18 protein-coding genes are annotated in these 20,041 nt (G+C 68.4%); 3 read left to right on the forward strand and 15 right to left on the reverse strand.

The window, feature by feature from the left end; translation table 11 throughout:
- Positions 1–52: 52 nt before the first annotated feature.
- Genes nuoN through FNH08_RS20110 form a run of 14 tightly spaced genes read right to left on the reverse strand, consistent with a single transcriptional unit; the run spans position 53 to position 15,975 of the window.
- Positions 53–1,702, reverse strand: a complete 1,650-nt coding sequence (gene nuoN / locus FNH08_RS20045) for an NADH-quinone oxidoreductase subunit NuoN (protein WP_322724905.1) — start codon at positions 1,700–1,702, stop codon at positions 53–55.
- Complete coding sequence (locus FNH08_RS20050; protein WP_152772873.1) at positions 1,699–3,270, reverse strand: NADH-quinone oxidoreductase subunit M; 1,572 nt, start codon at positions 3,268–3,270, stop codon at positions 1,699–1,701. Before FNH08_RS20050 ends, nuoN begins: the two co-directional genes overlap by 4 nt.
- Positions 3,271–3,275: 5 nt before the next feature.
- A complete protein-coding gene (nuoL, locus tag FNH08_RS20055; protein ID WP_322724906.1) occupies positions 3,276–5,171 on the reverse strand; it encodes an NADH-quinone oxidoreductase subunit L in 1,896 nt (631 codons plus the stop codon).
- Positions 5,172–5,186: 15 nt separating this feature from the next.
- Positions 5,187–5,486, reverse strand: a complete 300-nt coding sequence (nuoK, locus tag FNH08_RS20060) for an NADH-quinone oxidoreductase subunit NuoK (RefSeq protein WP_067240510.1) — start codon at positions 5,484–5,486, stop codon at positions 5,187–5,189.
- The gene (locus tag FNH08_RS20065; protein WP_152772874.1) at positions 5,483–6,331 is read right to left on the reverse strand and encodes an NADH-quinone oxidoreductase subunit J; all 849 of its coding nucleotides are present in this window, start codon (positions 6,329–6,331) and stop codon (positions 5,483–5,485) included. The genes nuoK and FNH08_RS20065 overlap by 4 nt, the downstream gene beginning before the upstream one ends.
- On the reverse strand, positions 6,328–6,930 hold the full coding sequence (gene nuoI, locus FNH08_RS20070) for an NADH-quinone oxidoreductase subunit NuoI (RefSeq protein WP_152772875.1): 603 nt from the start codon (positions 6,928–6,930) through the stop codon (positions 6,328–6,330). Before nuoI ends, FNH08_RS20065 begins: the two co-directional genes overlap by 4 nt.
- Positions 6,923–8,284 carry an NADH-quinone oxidoreductase subunit NuoH gene (gene nuoH, locus FNH08_RS20075; protein ID WP_322724907.1) on the reverse strand — a complete coding sequence of 454 codons (1,362 nt, stop codon included), beginning with the start codon at positions 8,282–8,284 and terminating at the stop codon, positions 6,923–6,925. Before nuoH ends, nuoI begins: the two co-directional genes overlap by 8 nt.
- Entirely contained in the window at positions 8,281–10,785 is a 2,505-nt protein-coding gene (locus tag FNH08_RS20080; RefSeq protein ID WP_152772876.1) for an NADH-quinone oxidoreductase subunit G, read from the reverse strand. The genes nuoH and FNH08_RS20080 overlap by 4 nt, the downstream gene beginning before the upstream one ends.
- Entirely contained in the window at positions 10,782–12,131 is a 1,350-nt protein-coding gene (nuoF, locus tag FNH08_RS20085) for an NADH-quinone oxidoreductase subunit NuoF (protein WP_152772877.1), read from the reverse strand. Before nuoF ends, FNH08_RS20080 begins: the two co-directional genes overlap by 4 nt.
- On the reverse strand, positions 12,131–12,958 hold the full coding sequence (gene nuoE, locus FNH08_RS20090) for an NADH-quinone oxidoreductase subunit NuoE (RefSeq protein WP_152772884.1): 828 nt from the start codon (positions 12,956–12,958) through the stop codon (positions 12,131–12,133). Before nuoE ends, nuoF begins: the two co-directional genes overlap by 1 nt.
- Positions 12,959–12,987: 29 nt before the next feature.
- A complete protein-coding gene (locus FNH08_RS20095) occupies positions 12,988–14,310 on the reverse strand; it encodes an NADH-quinone oxidoreductase subunit D (protein ID WP_152772878.1) in 1,323 nt (440 codons plus the stop codon).
- Positions 14,307–15,050 carry an NADH-quinone oxidoreductase subunit C gene (locus tag FNH08_RS20100; protein WP_152772879.1) on the reverse strand — a complete coding sequence of 248 codons (744 nt, stop codon included), beginning with the start codon at positions 15,048–15,050 and terminating at the stop codon, positions 14,307–14,309. Before FNH08_RS20100 ends, FNH08_RS20095 begins: the two co-directional genes overlap by 4 nt.
- Entirely contained in the window at positions 15,047–15,601 is a 555-nt protein-coding gene (locus FNH08_RS20105; protein WP_003998928.1) for a NuoB/complex I 20 kDa subunit family protein, read from the reverse strand. Before FNH08_RS20105 ends, FNH08_RS20100 begins: the two co-directional genes overlap by 4 nt.
- 14 nt (positions 15,602–15,615) lie before the next feature.
- Positions 15,616–15,975 carry an NADH-quinone oxidoreductase subunit A gene (locus tag FNH08_RS20110; RefSeq protein WP_007383963.1) on the reverse strand — a complete coding sequence of 120 codons (360 nt, stop codon included), beginning with the start codon at positions 15,973–15,975 and terminating at the stop codon, positions 15,616–15,618.
- 715 nt (positions 15,976–16,690) lie between these two features.
- Here FNH08_RS20110 and FNH08_RS20115 point away from each other — a divergent pair.
- Positions 16,691–17,512 carry a C40 family peptidase gene (locus FNH08_RS20115; RefSeq protein WP_152772880.1) on the forward strand — a complete coding sequence of 274 codons (822 nt, stop codon included), beginning with the start codon at positions 16,691–16,693 and terminating at the stop codon, positions 17,510–17,512.
- Between the two features lie 205 nt (positions 17,513–17,717).
- Here the strand turns inward: FNH08_RS20115 and FNH08_RS20120 are convergent, their stop codons facing one another.
- A complete protein-coding gene (locus tag FNH08_RS20120; protein WP_322724909.1) occupies positions 17,718–19,028 on the reverse strand; it encodes a geranylgeranyl reductase family protein in 1,311 nt (436 codons plus the stop codon).
- Between the two features lie 159 nt (positions 19,029–19,187).
- Here FNH08_RS20120 and FNH08_RS20125 point away from each other — a divergent pair, with 159 nt between their 5' ends.
- Positions 19,188–19,697, forward strand: coding sequence for a GNAT family N-acetyltransferase (locus FNH08_RS20125; RefSeq protein WP_322724910.1), 510 nt, complete (start codon positions 19,188–19,190; stop codon positions 19,695–19,697).
- Positions 19,698–19,802: 105 nt separating this feature from the next.
- On the forward strand, positions 19,803–20,041 hold a 239-nt coding region (locus tag FNH08_RS20130; RefSeq protein WP_322724911.1), incomplete at its 3' end, for a PASTA domain-containing protein.

Consider the following 20,041-nt stretch of genomic DNA (forward strand, 5'->3'; position numbering starts at 1 on the left):
GGCCCCCTCAGGAGACCGGGTCCCGCCCGTATCCGTACCGCTCACCGGAGCGTCACCGCACGAACACTCCCGCCTGCCCCGCCAGGTCCAGGAAGTACTGCGGCGCCACACCGAGCACGAGCGTGACCACCACGCCCACCCCGATCGCCGTCATGGTCAGCGGCGACGGCACGGCGACCGTCGGCCCCTCGGGGCGCGGCTCGCTGAAGAACATGAGCACGATCACGCGGATGTAGAAGAACGCCGCGATGGCCGACGAGATCACACCGATCACGACGAGCACGCCCGCCCCGCTCTCGGCCGCCGCCTTGAACACGGCGAACTTCCCGGCGAACCCGGAGGTCAGCGGAATGCCCGCGAAGGCCAGCAGGAACACCGCGAACACGGCCGCCACCAACGGGGACCTGCGCCCGAGCCCGGCCCACTTGGACAGGTGGGTGGCCTCGCCGCCCGCGTCCCGTACGAGGGTGACCACCGCGAAGGCACCGATCGTCACGAACGAGTACGCGCCCAGGTAGAACAGCACCGACGAGACGCCGTCGGGCGAGGTCGCGATGACACCCGCGAGGATGAATCCCGCGTGCGCGATCGACGAGTACGCCAGGAGCCGTTTGATGTCGGTCTGGGTGATCGCGACGATGGCACCGCCCAGCATCGTGACGATCGCGACGGCCCACATGACCGGCCGCCAGTCCCAGCGCAGACCGGGCAGGACGACGTACAGCAGCCTGAGCAGCGCGCCGAAGGCCGCCACCTTGGTCGCAGCCGCCATGAAGCCGGTGACCGGGGTGGGCGCGCCCTGGTAGACGTCGGGCGTCCACATGTGGAACGGCACCGCGCCCACCTTGAACAGCAGGCCCATGACGACCATCGCGGCGCCGACGAGAAGCAGCGCGTCGTTGCCCATGGTGTCGGCGAGCGCCGGGTTGACGTCCTGGACGGTGCCGTCGACGACCTGGGCGATCGTCGCGTACGACACGGAGCCCGAGTACCCGTACAGCAGGGCGATGCCGAAGAGGGTGAACGCGGAGGCGAAGGCGCCCAGCAGGAAGTACTTGACCGCGGCCTCCTGCGACATGAGCCGCTTGCGTCGGGCCACTGCGCACAGCAGGTACAGCGGCAGCGAGAAGACCTCGAGGGCGATGAACAGGGTCAGCAGGTCGTTCGCCGACGGGAAGATCAGCATGCCGCCGATCGCGAAGAGCAGCAGCGGGAACACCTCGGTGGTGGTGAACCCGGCCTTCACCGCGGCCTTCTCACTGTCGCTGCCCGGTACGGACGCGGCCTGGGCGGCAAACGAGTCGACCCGGTTGCCGTGCGCGGCCGGGTCAAGGCGCCGCTCGGCGAAGGTGAACACGCCGAGCAGTCCGGCCAGCAGAATCGTGCCCTGCAAGAAGAGGGACGGTCCGTCGACGGCGATGGCGCCCATCGCCGCGATGCCGGCCTTCGTGGTGCCGTAGCCGCCGGCCGCCAGGCCGATCACGGCCGCGAAGGAGGCGGCCAGTGCGACGACGGCCACGAACACCTGGGCGTAGTAACGGGACTTGCGTGGCACGAAGGCCTCGATCAGCACCCCGACGATCGCCGCCCCGATGACGATCAGGGTGGGCGACAACTGCCCGTACTCGATCTTCGGCGCGTCGATCTTGTCGATCGGATCGGCCGCCATTGTCCACAGGCTGTGGACGGCTGATGCGCTCACTTGGCCGCCTCCACCTCGGGCTGGGGGTCCTTCTTCTGGACGTCGGACATGGTCTGCTTGACCGCCGGGTCGACGATGTCGGTGAGCGGCTTCGGGTAGACGCCCAGGAAGATCAGCAGAACGATCAGCGGGGCGACCACCACGAGTTCGCGCACCCTGAGGTCGGGCATCGACGAGACCTCGGCCTTCACCGGGCCCGTCATCGTCCGCTGGTAGAGGACGAGGACGTAGAGCGCGGCAAGGACGATGCCGAAGGTGGCGATGATCCCGATCGCCGGGTAGCGCGCGAACGTGCCGACCAGGACCAGGAACTCACTGACGAACGGGGCGAGCCCGGGCAGGGACAGGGTCGCGAGGCCGCCGATCAGGAACGTGCCGGCGAGCACCGGGGCGACCTTCTGCACGCCTCCGTAGTCGGCGATGAGCCGCGACCCGCGCCGCGAGATCAGGAAGCCCGCCACGAGCATCAACGCGGCCGTCGAGATCCCGTGGTTGACCATGTAGAGCGTGGCGCCCGACTGGCCCTGGCTGGTCATCGCGAAGATGCCCATGATGATGAAGCCGAAGTGCGAGATCGACGCGTAGGCCACCAGGCGCTTGATGTCGCGCTGGCCGACGGCGAGCAGCGCCCCGTAGATGATGCTGATGAGGGCGAGGACGAGGATCGCCGGTGTCGCCCACTTGCTGGCCTCCGGGAAGAGCTGGAGGCAGAAGCGCAGCATCGCGAAGGTGCCCACCTTGTCGACGACCGCGGTGATGAGGACGGCGACCGGGGCGGTGGCCTCCCCCATCGCGTTCGGCAGCCAGGTGTGCAGCGGCCACAGGGGCGCCTTCACCGCGAAGGCGAAGAAGAAGCCGAGGAACAGCCACCGCTCGGTGCTGGTCGCCATGTCCAGCGTGCCGTTGGCGCGGGCCTCGGCGATCTCCGTGAGCGAGAAGTTCCCGGCGACCACGTACAGGCCGATGACCGCGGCCAGCATGATGAGGCCGCCGACCAGGTTGTAGAGGAGGAACTTCACGGCCGCGTACGACCGTTGTGTCGCCGCCGTCTCCTCGCCGTGCTCGTGGGCACGGTCCCCGAAGCCACCGATGAGGAAGTACATCGGGATGAGCATGGCTTCGAAGAAGATGTAGAAGAGGAAGACGTCGGTGGCCTCGAAGGAGATGATCACCATCGCCTCGACGGCCAGGATCAGGGCGAAGAAGCCCTGCGTCGGCCGCCACCGCTTGCTGCCGGTCTCCAACGGGTCGGCGTCGTGCCAGCCCGCGAGGATGATGAACGGGATCAGCAGGGCCGTGAGCGCGATCAGCGCCACCGCGATGCCGTCGACGCCCAGCTCGTACCGCACCCCGAAGTCCGCGATCCAGGCGTGGGACTCGGTGAGCTGGTAGCGGTCACCGTCCGGGTCGAAGCGCACGAGCACGGTCACGGCGAGCGCGAGTGTGGCCAGCGAGACCACGAGCGCCAGCCACTTCGCTGCGGTGCGCTTGGCGGCCGGTACGGCGGCCGTGGCGATCGCCCCGAGGGCCGGGAGCACCGCCGTCGCTGTCAGCAGAGGAAAGGACATCGGTATCAGACCGCCCTCATCAGCAGGGTCGCGGCGATGAGGACCGCCGCACCGCCGAACATCGAGACCGCGTACGACCGCGCGAAGCCGTTCTGCAGCCTGCGCAGCCGTCCGGAGAGGCCGCCCATCGTGGCCGCCGTGCCGTTGACGACGCCGTCGACCAGCGTGTGGTCGACGTACACCAGGGAACGCGTGAGGTGTTCGCCGCCGCGGACCAGGACGACGTGGTTGAAGTCGTCCTGGAGGAGGTCGCGCCGGGCGGCCCGGGTGAGCAGCGACCCGCGCGGGGCGACGACCGGGACGGGACGGCGCCCGTACTGGACGTAGGCGAGGCCGACGCCGAGGACCATCACGGCCACCGTCGAGAGCGTGACCGTCAGCGCGCTGATCGGCGGGTGGCCGTGCTCGAAGCCGGTGACCGGCTCCAGCCACTTCACGAACCGCTCGCCGATGCCGAAGAACGCGCCCGCGAAGACCGACCCGAAGGCCAGCACGATCATGGGGATCGTCATGACCTTGGGCGACTCGTGCGGGTGGGGCTCGTGGCCGTGCTCGTCGGGCTGCCAGCGCTTCTCACCGAAGAACGTCATCAGCATCACGCGCGTCATGTAGAAGGCGGTGATGGCCGCGCCCAGCAGCGCGCAGCCTCCGAGGATCCAGCCCTCGGTGCCGCCCTTGGCGAACGCCGCCTCGATGATCTTGTCCTTGGAGAAGAAGCCGGACAGACCCGGGAAGCCGATGATGGCGAGGTAGCCGAGGCCGAACGTCACGAAGGTGACCGGCATGTACTTCCTGAGGCCGCCGTACTTCCTCATGTCCACCTCGTCGTTCATGCCGTGCATGACCGAACCGGCGCCGAGGAACAGCCCGGCCTTGAAGAAGCCGTGCGTCACCAGGTGCATGATCGCGAAGGCGTAGCCGATGGGGCCGAGGCCCGCGGCCAGCACCATGTAGCCGATCTGCGACATCGTCGACCCGGCGAGGGCCTTCTTGATGTCGTCCTTCGCGCAACCGACGATCGCACCGAAGAGGAGCGTGACCGCACCGACCACGGTGACGACCAGTTGCGCGTCCGGCGCGGCGTTGAAGATGTCGGCGGAGCGGACGATCAGGTAGACGCCCGCGGTCACCATGGTCGCGGCGTGGATGAGGGCCGAGACCGGAGTCGGGCCCTCCATCGCGTCCCCGAGCCAGGACTGCAGCGGCACCTGGGCGGACTTGCCGCAGGCGGCCAGCAGCAGCATCAGGCCGATGGCGGTGAGCTTGCCCTCGGACGTGTCACCGGTGGCCTCCAGGACCGGCCCGAAGGCAAAGGTCCCGAAGGTGGTGAACATCAGCATGATGGCGATCGACAGGCCCATGTCGCCGACGCGGTTGACCAGGAATGCCTTCTTCGCGGCCGTGGCGGCGCTGGGCTTGTGCTGCCAGAAGCCGATCAGCAGGTACGAGGCGAGGCCGACGCCCTCCCAGCCGACGTACAGCAGCAGGTAGTTGTCGGCGAGGACGAGCAGCAGCATCGCCGCGAGGAACAGGTTCAGATAGCCGAAGAAGCGGCGCCGGCGCTCGTCGTGCTCCATGTACCCGATCGAGTACACGTGGATGAGCGAGCCGACTCCGGTGATGAGCAGGACGAACGTCATCGACAGCTGGTCGAGCTGGAAGGCGACGTCCGCCTGGAAGCCCTCGACCGGGATCCAGCTGAACAGGTGCTGCATCAGCGTCCGGTGTTCGGGGTCCTTGCCCAGCATGTCGGCGAAGAGGATCACGCCGAACACGAAGGAGAGGGCCGCGAGGGCCGTGCCGATCCAGTGGCCGACGGCGTCGAGGCGCCGGCCGCCGCACAGCAGGACGGCCGCTCCGAGCAGGGGCGCCGCCACCAGCAGCGCAATCAGGTTCTCCACGATTCTTCCGACCCCTTACAGCTTCATCAGGCTGGCGTCGTCGACCGAGGCCGAGTGGCGGGCGCGGAACACCGACACGATGATCGCGAGTCCGACCACGACCTCCGCTGCGGCGACGACCATCGTGAAGAACGCGATGATCTGGCCGTCGAGGTTGCCGTGCATCCGGGAGAAGGCGACGAACGCGAGGTTGCAGGCGTTGAGCATCAGCTCGACGCACATGAACACCACGATCGCGTTCCGCCTGATGAGCACGCCGGTGGCGCCGATCGTGAACAACAGGGCCGCGAGATACAGGTAGTTGACGGGATTCACTTCGACCCCTTCCCGCTGTTGGAGCCTCCGCTGTTCGCGCCCCCGCTGTTCGAGCGCTCCAGGCGGTCCTCGGCGCGCTGCTCCAGGGCCTTGAGGTCTTGAAGCGCCTCGGTCGACACGTCACGGATCTGACCGCGGTCCCGCAGCGTCTTGCTGACGGTGAGGTCGGACGGGGTGCCGTCCGGGAGGAGGCCCGCGATGTCCACCGCGTTGTGCCGTGCGTACACGCCGGGAGCCGGGAGCGGCGGTACGTGCTTGCCCTCGCGGACACGCTGCTCGGCCAGCTCGCGCTGGGTCTTGGCGCGCTCGGTGCGCTCGCGGTGGGTGAGCACCATGGCGCCGACCGCGGCCGTGATGAGCAGGGCGCCGGTGAGCTCGAAGGCGAACACGTACTTGGTGAAGATGAGGGCGGCGAGGCCCTCCACGTTGCCGTTCGCGTTCGCCTGGCCCAGGCCGTTGAACTCCGTCAGCGAGGCGTTGCCGATGCCCGCGATCAGGAGGATGCCGAAGCCGAGGCCGCAGAGAAGGGCCAGCCAGCGCTGGCCCTTGATGGTCTCTTTCAAGGAGTCCGCCGCCGTGACACCGACAAGCATCACCACGAACAGGAACAGCATCATGATCGCGCCGGTGTAGACGACGATCTGCACGATGCCCAGGAAGTAGGCGCCGTTGGCGAGGTAGAACACCGCCAGGATGATCATGGTGCCGGCGAGGCAGAGCGCACTGTGCACGGCCTTCTTCATGAAGACGGTGCACAGGGCGCCGATCACGGCGACGGTGCCGAGCACCCAGAACTGGAACGCCTCTCCGGTGGAGGTGGAGTAGGCGGCGAGCTGCGCGGTCATGCGTCAGCCCCCTCTTCCTCGGGCTTCTCGCCCTTCGAGCCGGCGGCCTGACGCTCCGTGCCGGGCGCGGCCTCCGTGACGAGCCCCCGGTAGTAGTCCTGCTCGTCCATGCCCGGGTAGATCGCGTGCGGGGAGTCGACCATGCCCTCTTCGAGACCGGCGAGCAGTTGCTCCTTGGTGTAGATGAGGTTGGCCCGGCTGGAGTCGGCCAGCTCGAACTCGTTGGTCATCGTCAGCGCGCGCGTGGGGCACGCCTCGATGCACAGCCCGCACAGGATGCAGCGGGCGTAGTTGATCTGGTAGACGCGGCCGTACCGCTCGCCCGGCGAGTAGCGCTCCTCGTCCGTGTTGTCCGCGCCCTCCACATAGATGGCGTCGGCGGGACAGGCCCAGGCGCACAGCTCGCAGCCGACGCACTTCTCCAGGCCGTCCGGATGGCGGTTGAGCTGGTGCCGGCCGTGGAACCGCGGCGCGGTGGTCTTCTGCTGCTCCGGATACTGCTCGGTCAGCCGCTTCTTGAACATGGCCTTGAAGGTCACGCTGAAGCCGGCCACGGGGTTCTGGAAACCCGGCTTGGTCTCCTTGGGCTCATCAGCCATCGGACGCCTCCCTTCCACTCGAAGATCCGTCACTGTCAGTATCGGACCCGCCACTGACAATCAGCTCCCGCTCGCGGCGAGGGCGCCTGCGTGGCACCGGCGGCAGGGTCTGTCCGGGCAGGGGCGGTACGGGGAATCCGCCGGCCATGGGGTCGAACGCGGCGGGTTCGGCGGGCTTGTCCCGCTCCTCGCTCCGGCCGCGGAACATGTCCACGACGAACGAGAGCAACAGCAGGACGAGGACGGCTCCGCCGACGTACAGCGCGATCTCCGCGAAGTCGTAGTTCTCGTTGCGCAGGGTCCGCACGGTCGCGACCATCATCAGCCAGACCACGGAGACCGGGATGAGGACCTTCCAGCCCAGCTTCATCAGCTGGTCGTAACGGACGCGCGGCAGCGTGCCGCGCAGCCAGATGAAGAAGAACAGCAGCAGCTGCACCTTCACCACGAACCAGAGCATCGGCCACCAGCCGTGGTTGGCGCCCTCCCAGAAGCCGCTGATCGGCCACGGGGCGCGCCAGCCGCCGAGGAAGAGCGTCACGGACACCGCCGAGACCGTCACCATGTTCACGTACTCGGCGAGCATGAACATCGCGAACTTGATGGACGAGTACTCGGTGTTGAAGCCGCCGACGAGGTCGCCCTCGGACTCCGGCATGTCGAAGGGGGCCCGGTTGGTCTCGCCGACCATGGTCACGATGTAGATCAGGAACGAGACCGGCAACAGGATGATGTACCAGCGGTCCTGCTGGGCCTCGACGATCGCCGACGTCGACATCGACCCCGAGTACAGGAAGACGGAAGCGAAGGCGGCGCCCATGGCGATCTCGTACGAGATCATCTGAGCGCAGGATCGCAGACCGCCGAGCAGCGGGTAGGTCGATCCGGAGCTCCAGCCCGCCAGCACGATCCCGTAGATGCCCACCGAGGCGACCGCGAGGATGTAGAGCATCGCGATCGGCAGGTCCGTGAGCTGCATCGTGGTGCGCTGGCCGAAGATCGAGATCTCGTTGCCGGCGGGCCCGAAGGGGATCACCGCGATCGCCATGAACGCCGGGATGGCCGCGACGATCGGCGCGAGGACGTAGACCACCTTGTCCGCGCGTTTGACGATGAGGTCTTCCTTGAGCATCAGCTTGATGCCGTCGGCGAGCGACTGGAGCATGCCCCAGGGGCCGTGCCGGTTGGGGCCGATGCGCAGCTGCATCCAGGCGACGACCTTGCGCTCCCACACGATGGAGAAGAGCACGGTCAGCATCAGGAAGGCGAAGCAGAACACCGCCTTGATGACGACCAGCCACCAGGGGTCGCGGCCGAACATGGAGAGGTCCTCCGCGGCGAGGTACGCCGTCACGCCTCCACCTCCTTCGGGTCCTCGGGGGCGAGGGTCGCCGGGCCGATGCGGACGAGTGCGCCGGGCAGTGCCCCAGTGTCGGAGGCGACGCCTGTTCCGGCGGAGTTCAGCGGGAGCCAGACCACGCGGTCGGGCATCTCGGTGATCTGCAGCGGGAGTTCGACGGTCCCGGCCGGGCCACTCACCGTGAGGACGTCACCGTCCTTGACACCCGCCTCGGCGGCCGTGGGGGCCGACACGCGCGCGCGTGCGGCGTGCCGCGTCCCGGCGAGCGCCTCGTCGCCGTCCTGGAGGCGGCCCTGGTCGAGCAGCAGCCGGTGCCCGGCCAGGACGGCCTCTCCGGCGGCCGGCCGCGGCAGCTGGCCGGCGGTCTCCAGGGGTTCGCTCGCCCGCGGCCCGTCCCAGGCCCCTAGGCGGTCGATCTCCGCGCGCGTGGTGCGCAGATCCGGCAGCCCCAGGTGGACGTCCATGGCGTCGGCCAGCATCTGGAGCACGCGCCCGTCGGTGGGCGCCAGACGGCGGGTCATCTGGTCGGGCTTGAGCGCGGCCTCGAAGGGACGTACCCGGCCCTCCCAGTTGAGGAAGGTGCCCGCCTTCTCGGCGACCGCGGCCACCGGGAGGACGACGTCCGCGTGCTCGGTGACCTCGCTGGGCCGCAGTTCCAGCGATACCAGGAAGCCCACCCCGGACAGTGCCTCACGCGCGCGTGCGGGGTCGGGAAGGTCGGCGACCTCCACGCCCGCCACCACCAGCGCGCCGAGCTTCCCGCCGGCGGCGGCCTCGATGATCTGGCCGGTGTCACGCCCGTAGCGGTGCGGGAGTACGGCGACGCCCCACACGCGGGCGACCTCGTCCTGCGCGCGCGGGTCGGTGGCCGGACGCCCGCCCGGCAGCAGCGACGGCATCGCGCCCGCCTCGATCGCGCCGCGCTCCCCGGCCCGGCGCGGGATCCACACCAGCTGGGCACCGGTCGCGGACGCAGCCCGTACGGCGGAGGTGAGCCCGCCCGCCACGGCGGCCAGCCGCTCCCCGACGGCGATCACGGCGCCCTCGGTGCGCAGCGCCTCGGCGGCCTTCGCCCCGTCGTTCTCCAGGCCCACCCGGCTCGCGAGGGCGTCCAGCCACTCGGTCTCGGTGCCGGGCGCGGCGGGCAGCAGCGTGCCACCTGCCTTCTCCAGGCCCCGGGTCATGTGCGTGGCCAGCGAGAACACCTTCTGCCCGTGCCCCCGCCATGCCTTGCGCAGCCTCAGGAAGACGCCGGGCGCCTCCTCCTCGGCCTCGAACCCGACCAGCAGCACCGCGGGCGCCTTCTCCAGGGAGCCGTACGTGACGCCCGTACCGTCGACGTCGCGTCCGTGTCCCGCCACCCGGGCCGCCAGGAAGTCGGTTTCCTCGGCGCTGTGCACGCGCGCGCGGAAGTCGATGTCGTGGGTGTCGAGCGCCACGCGCGCGAACTTGCTGTACGCGTACGCGTCCTCGACGGTGAGGCGGCCTCCGGTCAGGACACCGGCGCGGCCCTTGGCGGCCGACAGCCCCTCGGCGGCGGCGGCCAGGGCCTCCGGCCAGGAAGCGGGTTCCAGCTCACCCGACTCACCGCGCACGAGCGGCGTCGTGAGCCGGTCCGGCCGCTGCGCGTAGCGGAACCCGAACCGCCCCTTGTCACACATCCACTCCTCGTTGACCTCGGGGTCCTGGGCGGCCATCCGCCGCATGACCTTGCCCCGCCGGTGATCCGTACGCGTCGCGCAGCCACCGGAGCAGTGCTCGCACACGGACGGCGACGAGACGAGGTCGAAGGGGCGGGAGCGGAAGCGGTACGCCGCCGAGGTCAGGGCGCCCACCGGGCAGATCTGGATGGTGTTCCCGGAGAAGTACGACTCGAAGGGGTCGCCCTCACCGGTTCCGACCTGCTGGAGCGCGCCCCGCTCGATCAGTTCGATCATCGGGTCGCCCGCGACCTGGTTGGAGAACCGGGTGCAGCGGGCGCACAGCACGCACCGCTCGCGGTCGAGCAGCACCTGCGTGGAGATCGGCACGGGCTTCTCGAACGTGCGCTTCTTGCCTTCGAAGCGGGACTCGGCGTGGCCGTGCGACATGGCCTGGTTCTGCAGCGGGCACTCGCCGCCCTTGTCGCAGACCGGGCAGTCCAGCGGGTGGTTGATGAGCAGGAGCTCCATCACACCCTTCTGGGCCTTCTCTGCCACGGGCGACGTGAGGTGCGTCTTGACGACCATCCCGTCCGTGCAGGTGATCGTGCAGGACGCCATGGGCTTGCGCTGGCCCTCGACCTCGACGATGCACTGGCGGCAGGCGCCGGCCGGGTCGAGGAGGGGGTGGTCGCAGAACCGTGGGATCTCGATGCCGAGTTGCTCGGCGGCCCGGATGACCAGGGTGCCCTTGGGCACGCTGATCTCGGCGCCGTCGATCGTCAGCGAGACGAGATCCTCCGGCGGGACCGCCGCCTCTCCGCCCCCGGACGGAGCGCTGGTGGTCACCGTCATGCGTTCACCTCCGTGCGCTTGTCGGCCCAGGCCGTGGACTTGGCCGGGTCGAAGGGGCAGCCCCGGCCCGTGATGTGCTCCTCGTACTCCTCGCGGAAGTACTTGAGGGAGGAGAAGATCGGCGAGGCGGCGCCGTCGCCGAGGGCGCAGAAGGACTTGCCGTTGATGTTGTCGGCGATGTCGTTCAGCTTGTCGAGGTCGGACATGACGCCCTTGCCGGCCTCGATGTCGCGCAGCAACTGCACGAGCCAGTACGTCCCTTCACGGCAGGGTGTGCACTTGCCGCAGGACTCGTGGGCGTAGAACTCGGTCCAGCGGGTCACGGCCCGCACGACGCAGGTGGTCTCGTCGAAGCACTGCAGGGCCTTGGTGCCGAGCATGGACCCGGCGGCGCCGACGCCCTCGTAGTCGAGAGGGACGTCGAGGTGCTCGTCGGTGAACATCGGCGTGGAGGAGCCACCCGGCGTCCAGAACTTCAGCCGGTGGCCGGGCCGCATGCCGCCGCTCATGTCGAGGAGCTGGCGCAGCGTGACCCCGAGCGGGGCCTCGTACTGGCCCGGCGAGGCGACATGGCCGCTGAGCGAGTACAGCGTGAAGCCCGGCGACTTCTCGCTGCCCATCGACCTGAACCATTCCTTGCCGTTTTTCATGATGGCGGGAACCGACGCGATCGACTCGACGTTGTTCACAACAGTCGGGCACGCGTAGAGGCCCGCGACAGCAGGGAAGGGGGGACGCAGCCGCGGTTGACCACGGCGGCCTTCGAGCGAGTCCAGCAGTGCGGTCTCCTCACCGCAGATGTACGCGCCCGCGCCCGCGTGCACGGTGAGTTCGAGGTCGAGTCCGCTGCCCAGGACGTTTTCGCCGAGGTATCCCGCCGCGTAGGCCTCACGGACGGCCTCGTGCAACCGCCGCAGAACGGGGACGACTTCACCACGCAGATAGATGAAGGCATGCGACGACCTGATGGCATAACAGGCAATGACAATGCCCTCGATGAGGCTATGCGGGTTCGCGAAGAGGAGCGGAATGTCCTTGCACGTTCCGGGCTCCGATTCGTCGGCGTTGACAACTAGATAGTGCGGTTTTCCATCACCCTGCGGAATGAACTGCCACTTCATTCCCGTCGGGAATCCCGCGCCACCGCGCCCGCGCAGCCCGGACTCCTTGACGTACGCGATCACGTCGTCCGGCGACATGGCGAGCGCCTTGCGGAGCCCCTCGTACCCTTCGTGCCTCCGGTAGACGTCCAGCGTCCAGGACTTGTCCTCGTCCCAGAAGGCCGACAGCACGGGTGCGAGCAGCTTCTCCGGGCTGGTGTCCTTGAGCTCGGTTGCCAACGTCATCACTCCCCCTCCTCGGCGACAGGACCCGCCGGGTGGGCAGGGTCGGAGGCCGACGTGTCCTGCGGCGCGTCGTGCGAGCTGAGGTGCTCGGTGGGCGACGGCTCGTGCACGCTGTCCTGCGGCTCGTCGTGGGGTCCGCCGTCCCGCGGATGCACCACGCGGGCCGTGGCCTCTCCCTTGGCCAGGCGGAGGCCGATCAGGGAGGCAGGTCCCGCGCTGCCGCTCGCCTCGACGGCCCCGTCCCGTTCGTCGGGGAACCCCGCCAGGATCCGGGCGGTCTCCTTGAAGGTGCACAGGGGGGCGCCGCGGGTGGGCTCGACCTGTGCTCCCGCGCGCAGGTCGTCGACGAGCTGCCTCGCGCTGGCCACGGTCTGGTTGTCGAAGAACTCCCAGTTGACCATCACGACCGGGGCGAAGTCGCAGGCCGCGTTGCACTCGATGTGTTCCAGGGTGACCTTGCCGTCGTCGGTGGTCTCGCCGTTGCCGACGCCCAGGTGCTCCTGGAGGGACTCGAAGATCGCGTCCCCGCCCATCACCGCGCACAGGGTGTTGGTGCAGACGCCGACCTGGTAGTCACCGGAGGGCTTGCGCCGGTACATGGTGTAGAAGGTGGCGACTGCGGTGACCTCGGCCGTGGTCAGGCCGAGCACGTCGGCGCAGAACTGCATGCCGGTGCGGGTGACGTGGCCCTCCTCCGCCTGCACGAGGTGCAGCAACGGCAGCAGGGCCGAGCGGGAGTCCGGGTAGCGGGCGACGACCTCGGCCGCGTCCCGCTCCAGCCGGGCTCGGACGTCGTCCGGGTAGTCGGGTGCGGGCAGCTGGGGCATGCCCAGGCTGACGCCCTCAGGAGTGGTGGTCACCGGTCGACGCCTCCCATCACGGGGTCGATGGACGCGACGGCGACGATGACGTCGGCGACCTGGCCGCCCTCGCACATCGCCGCCATGGACTGCAGGTTGGTGAAGGACGGGTCGCGGAAGTGGACCCGGAAGGGGCGGGTGCCTCCGTCGGACACGACGTGCACCCCGAGCTCGCCCTTGGGCGACTCGACCGCCGCGTACGCCTGTCCCGGCGGGACGCGGAAACCCTCGGTCACCAGCTTGAAGTGGTGGATCAGGGCCTCCATGGAGGTGCCCATGATCTTCTTGATGTGGTCCAGGGAGTTACCCAGTCCGTCCGGTCCCAGGGCGAGCTGTGCGGGCCACGCGATCTTCTTGTCGGAGACCATGACCGGGCCGGGCTGCAGCCGGTCGAGGCACTGCTCGATGATCCCGAGCGACTGGCGCATTTCCTCCAGGCGGATCAGGAAGCGCCCGTAGGAGTCGCAGCTGTCGGCGGTCGGGACGTCGAAGTCGTACGTCTCGTAGCCGCAGTACGGCTGCGCCTTGCGCAGGTCGTGCGGGAGGCCCGCCGAGCGGAGGATCGGGCCGGTGGCGCCGAGGGCCATGCAGCCGGCCAGGTCGAGATAGCCGACGTCCTGCATGCGGGCCTTGAAGATGGGGTTCCCGGTGGCGAGCTTGTCGTACTCGGGAAGGTTCTTCTTCATCTTCTTCACGAACTCGCGGATCTGGTCCACCGCGCCCGGCGGCAGGTCCTGGGCGAGTCCGCCGGGCCGGATGTACGCGTGGTTCATGCGCAGGCCGGTGATCAGCTCGTAGATGTCGAGAATGAGTTCACGATCACGGAAGCCGTAGATCATGATCGTGGTGGCGCCCAGCTCCATGCCGCCGGTGGCGATGCACACCAGGTGGGAGGAGAGCCGGTTCAGCTCCATCAGGAGCACGCGGATGATCGAGGCGCGGTCCGGGACCTGGTCCTCGATGCCGAGGAGCTTCTCGACGGCGAGGCAGTACGCCGTCTCGTTGAAGAACGGCGTGAGGTAATCCATGCGGGTCACGAAGGTCGTGCCCTGGGTCCAGGTGCGGTACTCGAGGTTCTTCTCGATGCCGGTGTGGAGGTAGCCGATGCCGCAGCGGGCCTCGGTGACGGTCTCGCCGTCCATCTCCAGGATGAGCCGGAGCACGCCGTGGGTGGACGGGTGCTGCGGGCCCATGTTGACGATCAGGCGCTCGTCGTCGGCCTTGGCCGCGGTCTCGACGACCTCGTCCCAGTCACCGCCGGTGACCGTGTATACGGTGCCTTCCGTCGTCTCGCGCGGGGAGGCGTGGGAAGTGCTCATGAGTACGACCTCCGCTGGTCCGGAGCCGGGATCTGGGCGCCCTTGTACTCGACGGGGATGCCGCCGAGGGGGTAGTCCTTGCGCTGCGGGAAGCCCTGCCAGTCGTCCGGCATCATGATCCGCGTCAGCGCCGGGTGACCGTCGAAGACGATGCCGAAGAAGTCGTACGTCTCGCGCTCGTGCCAGTCGTTCGTCGGGTAGACGGAGACGAGCGACGGGATGTGCGGGTCGGCGTCGGGGGCGGAGACCTCCACGCGGATCAGCCGGTTGTGGGTGATCGAGCGCAGGTGGTAGACGGCGTGCAGCTCGCGTCCCTTGTCGCCCGGGTAGTGGACGCCGGAGACGCCGGTGCACAGCTCGAAGCGGAGCGCCGGGTCGTCGCGGAGGGTTTGGGCGACGCGGAGCAGGTACTCGCGTTCGATGTGGAACGTGAGCTCGTCGCGGTCGACGACGGTCCTGTCGATGACGTTCTCGGGGACGAGTCCCTGTTCCTCCAGGGCGCCCTCGAGTTCGTCGGCGACCTCGTCGAACCAGCCGCCGTAGGGGCGTGTGGCGGGGCCGGGGAGACGGATGGAGCGGACCAGGCCGCCGTAGCCGGAGGTGTCGCCGCCGTTGTTGGCGCCGAACATGCCGCGCTGGAGACGGATCTCCTCGCCGCCCTCGCCACGCTGGCCGGGGAGGTTGGAGGCACCGAGGTCCTTCTCGGGGTTGACCCCGTTGCTGCCGTTGGTGTCGCTCATCGCAGCAGCCCCTTCATCTCGATGGTGGGGAGCGCCTTGAGCGCGGCCTCTTCGGCCTCGCGGGCGGCTTCCTCGGCGTTCACACCGAGCTTGGAGGTCTGGATCTTCTGGTGGAGCTTGAGGATCGCGTCCATCAGCATCTCGGGCCGTGGCGGGCAGCCCGGGAGGTAGATGTCGACCGGGACGATGTGGTCGACGCCCTGGACGATGGCGTAGTTGTTGAACATGCCGCCCGACGAGGCGCAGACCCCCATGGAGATCACCCACTTGGGGTTCGGCATCTGGTCGTAGACCTGCCGCAGCACCGGCGCCATCTTCTGACTGACCCGGCCGGCGACGATCATGAGGTCCGCCTGGCGCGGTGAGCCGCGGAAGACCTCCATACCGAATCGGGCCAGGTCGTAGCGTCCGGCGCCCGTCGTCATCATCTCGATGGCGCAGCAGGCGAGGCCGAAGGTGGCCGGGAAGACGGACGCCTTGCGCACCCAGCCCGCGGCCTGCTCGACGGTGGTCAGCAGGAATCCGCTCGGCAGCTTTTCTTCGAGTCCCATGATTGAAAGGCCCCTCAGTCCCATTCCAGACCGCCGCGCCGCCATACGTACGCGTAGGCGACGAAGACGGTGAGCACGAAGAGCAGCATCTCCACGAGCCCGAAAACACCCAGGGCGTCGAAGGTGACGGCCCAGGGGTAGAGGAAGACGATCTCGATGTCGAAGACGATGAAGAGCATCGCCGTCAGGTAGTACTTGATGGGGAAACGCCCGCCGCCGGCCGGCGTGGGGGTCGGCTCGATACCGCACTCGTAGGCCTCAAGCTTTGCCCGGTTGTACCGCTTCGGACCGATCAGCGTGGCCATGACCACGGAGAAGATCGCAAAGCCTGCCCCGAGGGCTCCCAGTACGAGGATGGGCGCATAGGCGTTCACCGCTCCTCGCTCCTCTCAGTCGGCACTGACTGCTGGCGGTTGCGTCGGACCCACCACCTGCACCTCCAGCCCCACGAGCCCCGCCCATCCCGGCGAAGATCGCGAACATGTGAAGCAGGTCACAAGCCCAACTGCCCCGCATCCTATGCCCGCCGGTCTGTGATCTGCGACACGGGGGTCAGCAAGGACTTTGTGATCTCCACCACCTGACGAACGATCATGAAGTCGGATGAGTAGTGATCTTCACACCCGAAGCGTCAGAGCGATCACCAGAAGTGACATTTTCGATCGTAGCCCCTGGTCACGCGGGGCGTCTCTATATCAAGAGACTTCCCTTGCATGCAAATTGGCCCTGGGCGGCACGGCTTGATAGTGGGGCGCATTCACACCTCCGAGGGAGACGGAGGGTGGATGTGGACACGTGCACGCGTTCACGAGCGTCCTGCGCCCCGGATGTGTGCGCGAGGTGTGATCGCCGCGGCAATTGTTCCGTGACCTGCGTCACATTACCGGAACCCGCCAAGAAGCCGGGCTTGGCCACGTGCCGCAACCAGTGGTACGCGGAGAGCAATTCGGACGTATCAGCGAAAGCCCATGATCACAGGCTTGATCGACACTGTCCGCAATGTCCGTTACGGCGTCAATAAGGAGCGACACACCCGGGGTTCAGTGATCGGATTGAACAACTGTGGCGGACCACACGTTTCTTGTAGGTATGGAGGAGCCCCTGGTACCGCTTGTACCCATGTCCCACACCGCTCACATACGCAGCCACCGAAAACCCCGCCGCAACGCCTCGAAGATGGCGATGCGCGCCGGAGTCGCCGGTGGCATTCTCGGCAGCGTGGCAGTGGCCGGTGCGTCCGCGTCGGCGAACGCCGCGGAGCCCGTGACCCAGACGATCGAACTGCCCACGCTCACGGCCGATGTGGCCTCCCAGGTCGCGCAGTCCGCCGACGCCATGCAGCAGACCGCGGCGAACTACGAGCTTCAGGCCGAGCGTGACGCCGCCACCGCCAAGGCGGCCAAGCAGGCCGCTGCGGACCTCAAGGAAGCGAAGGCGGAGGCCAAGAAGAAGGCCGAGGCCGAGCGGAGGGCAGCCGCCGAGCGTGCCACGCGCAACGCCGAGCGGAGCACCCTGGCCTCGACGTCGACCTCCACCTCGGCGTCCGCCCCGGCCAGCGGCAGTGTCGCGACGGTCATCGCCTTCCTCAACGCACAGGTGGGCGACGCCTACGTCATGGGCGCCACGGGCCCCAACGCGTGGGACTGCTCCTCGCTCGTCCAGGCAGCGTTCAAGCAGGCCGGCGTGGACCTCCCCCGGGTCTCCCAGGACCAGTCGATGTCCGGCACCGAGGTCTCGCTGTCCAACGTGCAGGTCGGCGACATCCTCTACTGGGGCTCGAAGGGTTCCGCGTACCACACGGGCGTCTACATCGGGGGCGGCCAGTACCTCGACGCGGCCAACCCCTCCAAGGGCGTCGTGATCCAGGAACTCTCCGGCTACCCGGCCTCGGGTGCGGTGCGGGTTCTCTGATCCGTTCGTTCTTCGAGTACCTCTTGGTACCTCTTGTTGGGTGAGGGCTGCCGCCTCGGGGGCGGGGCCCTCACCCTTTTCCGTTCGGTGTCCGAATTGTCCGCGCCCAGCAGTGCGTTGTCTCGAACGGCCATCCGTACCTGGATCGGCTGTCGCGGCGCGGCCGGAAGCACGCGCCGCGACAAGTGGCGGGCTGTGGCCCTGCTCAGGCCTTCGGCGCCACCTTGCTCAGGCCGTTGATGATGCGGTCCATCGCGTCGCCGCCCGTCGGGTCGGTGAGGTTCGCGAGGAGCTTGAGGGTGAACTTCATCAGCAGGGGGTGGGTGAGGCCGCGTTGGGTCGCGAGCTTCATGACCTTCGGGTTGCCGATGAGCTTCACGAAGGCGCGGCCCATCGTGTAGTAGCCGCCGTAGGTGTCCTTCAGGACGCGGGGGTAGCGCTGGAGGGCGAGTTCGCGCTGGCCGGGGGTCGAGCGGGCGTGAGCCTGGACGATGACGTCCGCGGCGATCTGGCCGGACTCCATGGCATAGGCGATGCCCTCGCCGTTGAAGGGGTTGACCAGGCCGCCGGCGTCGCCGACCAGCAGCAGGCCCTTGGTGTAGTGGGGCTGGCGGTTGAAGGCCATGGGGAGGGCGGCGCCACGGATCGGGCCGGTCATGTTGTCCGGGGTGTAGCCCCACTCCTCGGGCATCGACGCGCACCACGCCTTGAGGACCTCGCGCCAGTCCAGCTCCTTGAAGGAGTCTGAGGTGTTCAGGACGCCCAGACCGACGTTCGACGTGCCGTCACCCATGCCGAAGATCCAGCCGTAGCCGGGCAGCAGCCGGTCCTCGCCCGGTCCGCGCTTGTCCCACAGTTCCAGCCAGGACTCCAGGTAGTCGTCGTCGTGGCGGGGGGAGGTGAAGTACGTGCGGACCGCGACACCCATGGGGCGGTCCTCGCGGCGGTGCAGGCCCATCGCCAGGGACAGGCGGGTGGAGTTGCCGTCGGCCGCCACGACCAGCGGCGCGTGGAAGGTGACCTCCCGCTTCTCCTTCGAACCCGACTCGGCGTCGCCCAGCTTGGCGTGCACGCCCGTGATGCGTCCCGTGCGGTCGTCGATGATGGGGGCGCCGACGTTGCAGCGCTCGTACAGCCGCGCGCCCGCCTTCTGGGCCTGCCGGGCCAGTTGCTCGTCGAAGTCGTCGCGTTTGCGGACCAGGCCGTAGTCCGGGTAGGAGGCGAGATCCGGCCAGTCGAGCTGGAGGCGGACACCGCCGCCGATGATGCGCAGCCCCTTGTTGCGGAGCCAGCCGGCCTCCTCGGAGATGTCGATGCCCATGGAGACCAGCTGCTTCGTCGCGCGCGGCGTCAGACCGTCACCGCACACCTTCTCGCGCGGGAAGGCGGTCTTCTCCAGGAGCAGGACGTCCAGTCCGGCCTTGGCCAGGTAGTACGCGGTGGTGGAACCGGCTGGTCCGGCCCCGACGACGATCACATCGGCGGTGTGTTCGGTAAGGGGCTGGGGCTCGGTCACGACGGGTTCTCCCCACGTCTCGAAGTCAGCGTGACGGGATCCGAGACCAGGAGGACTCGCGGAACGAGACCTCGAAGACTCGAAAACAGCGTGCTGACGGGCACTGGACATGGGCAGTCTATTCAGCGGTACCGATCACCTGGCTGAAGGGCTGCCCCTGTGAACAGAGCTCTCCCCGACGTACGGCTGCGTGTCCCCACCGATGAGGACGCCATCGCCTGGCACCGGATCTTCGACGACCCCGAGGTCATGGAGTTCCACGGGGGCAAGTCCGCCGAGTTGTCCGTCTACGAGGAGCTCACCGCGCGCCAGCGCCGGCACGACGCCGAACGCGGCTTCTGCTTCTGGTCCATGCTCGACGCGGAGGGCCAGGTCATCGGCTTCACGGGGGCCCAGCCGTGGCCACACGAGGGCTTCGGCCCGGTGGGGGAGATCGAGATCGGCTGGCGGCTCGCACGGCCCCACTGGGGCAAGGGGTACGTCACCGCGGCGGCCCAGGAGTCCCTCGGCCGCCTGCGCCTGGCGGGTGTCCCGACCGTCGTCGCCATGGTCCTCGCCGAGAACAAGCGCTCCATCGCCGTGACCCAGCGCCTGGGCATGGAGCTGGAGGAGGTCTTCACCACACCCACGTCGAAGGCGGTCGGACACCGATACCGACTGAATTTGTGACTCTACGTAGCAGCTGACTCCGGATTCGGCTACAGATAGACACCGACTGCTTCCGGTCGGCACCCCCTCGCGGTTACCCTGCCAGTACCGCTGGGGGTGACATCTGTGCGCATAACACCCAAAACACCCGAAGTGCGCGTGCCACGGCTTGTCGGTCTGATGGCCGTGGACGCGCGTGAGACCGCCCAGGCACGTGGTGTGCTGCTCGCCGCGCCCGACCGGCCCGACTTCCATCTCGCCGTCGTCGACTACGTCGTACGGCAGTATCCGCAACCTGGGGCCGAGGTTCCTCGCGGGGCCGTGGTCACCGTGTGGTTCGACTTCGAGGGTGAGGGGGGCGGGGG

Source organism: Streptomyces spongiae (assembly GCF_009377185.1).
Classification (GTDB): Bacteria; Actinomycetota; Actinomycetes; order Streptomycetales; family Streptomycetaceae; genus Streptomyces; species Streptomyces spongiae.

What these genes read in the sequence shown, in the direction of transcription:
- FNH08_RS20065 (WP_152772874.1), bottom strand. Translation starts at nt 6,331, where the DNA reads ATGACCGCGCAGCTCGCCGCCTACTCCACCTCCACCGGAGAGGCGTTC.
- FNH08_RS20050 (WP_152772873.1), bottom strand. Translation starts at nt 3,270, where the DNA reads ATGTCCTTTCCTCTGCTGACAGCGACGGCGGTGCTCCCGGCCCTCGGG.
- nuoI (WP_152772875.1), bottom strand. Translation starts at nt 6,930, where the DNA reads ATGGCTGATGAGCCCAAGGAGACCAAGCCGGGTTTCCAGAACCCCGTG.
- nuoF (WP_152772877.1), bottom strand. Translation starts at nt 12,131, where the DNA reads ATGACGTTGGCAACCGAGCTCAAGGACACCAGCCCGGAGAAGCTGCTC.
- FNH08_RS20115 (WP_152772880.1), top strand. Translation starts at nt 16,691, where the DNA reads ATGGAGGAGCCCCTGGTACCGCTTGTACCCATGTCCCACACCGCTCAC.
- FNH08_RS20095 (WP_152772878.1), bottom strand. Translation starts at nt 14,310, where the DNA reads ATGAGCACTTCCCACGCCTCCCCGCGCGAGACGACGGAAGGCACCGTA.
- FNH08_RS20105 (WP_003998928.1), bottom strand. Translation starts at nt 15,601, where the DNA reads ATGGGACTCGAAGAAAAGCTGCCGAGCGGATTCCTGCTGACCACCGTC.
- FNH08_RS20080 (WP_152772876.1), bottom strand. Translation starts at nt 10,785, where the DNA reads ATGACGGTGACCACCAGCGCTCCGTCCGGGGGCGGAGAGGCGGCGGTC.
- nuoE (WP_152772884.1), bottom strand. Translation starts at nt 12,958, where the DNA reads ATGCCCCAGCTGCCCGCACCCGACTACCCGGACGACGTCCGAGCCCGG.
- FNH08_RS20100 (WP_152772879.1), bottom strand. Translation starts at nt 15,050, where the DNA reads ATGAGCGACACCAACGGCAGCAACGGGGTCAACCCCGAGAAGGACCTC.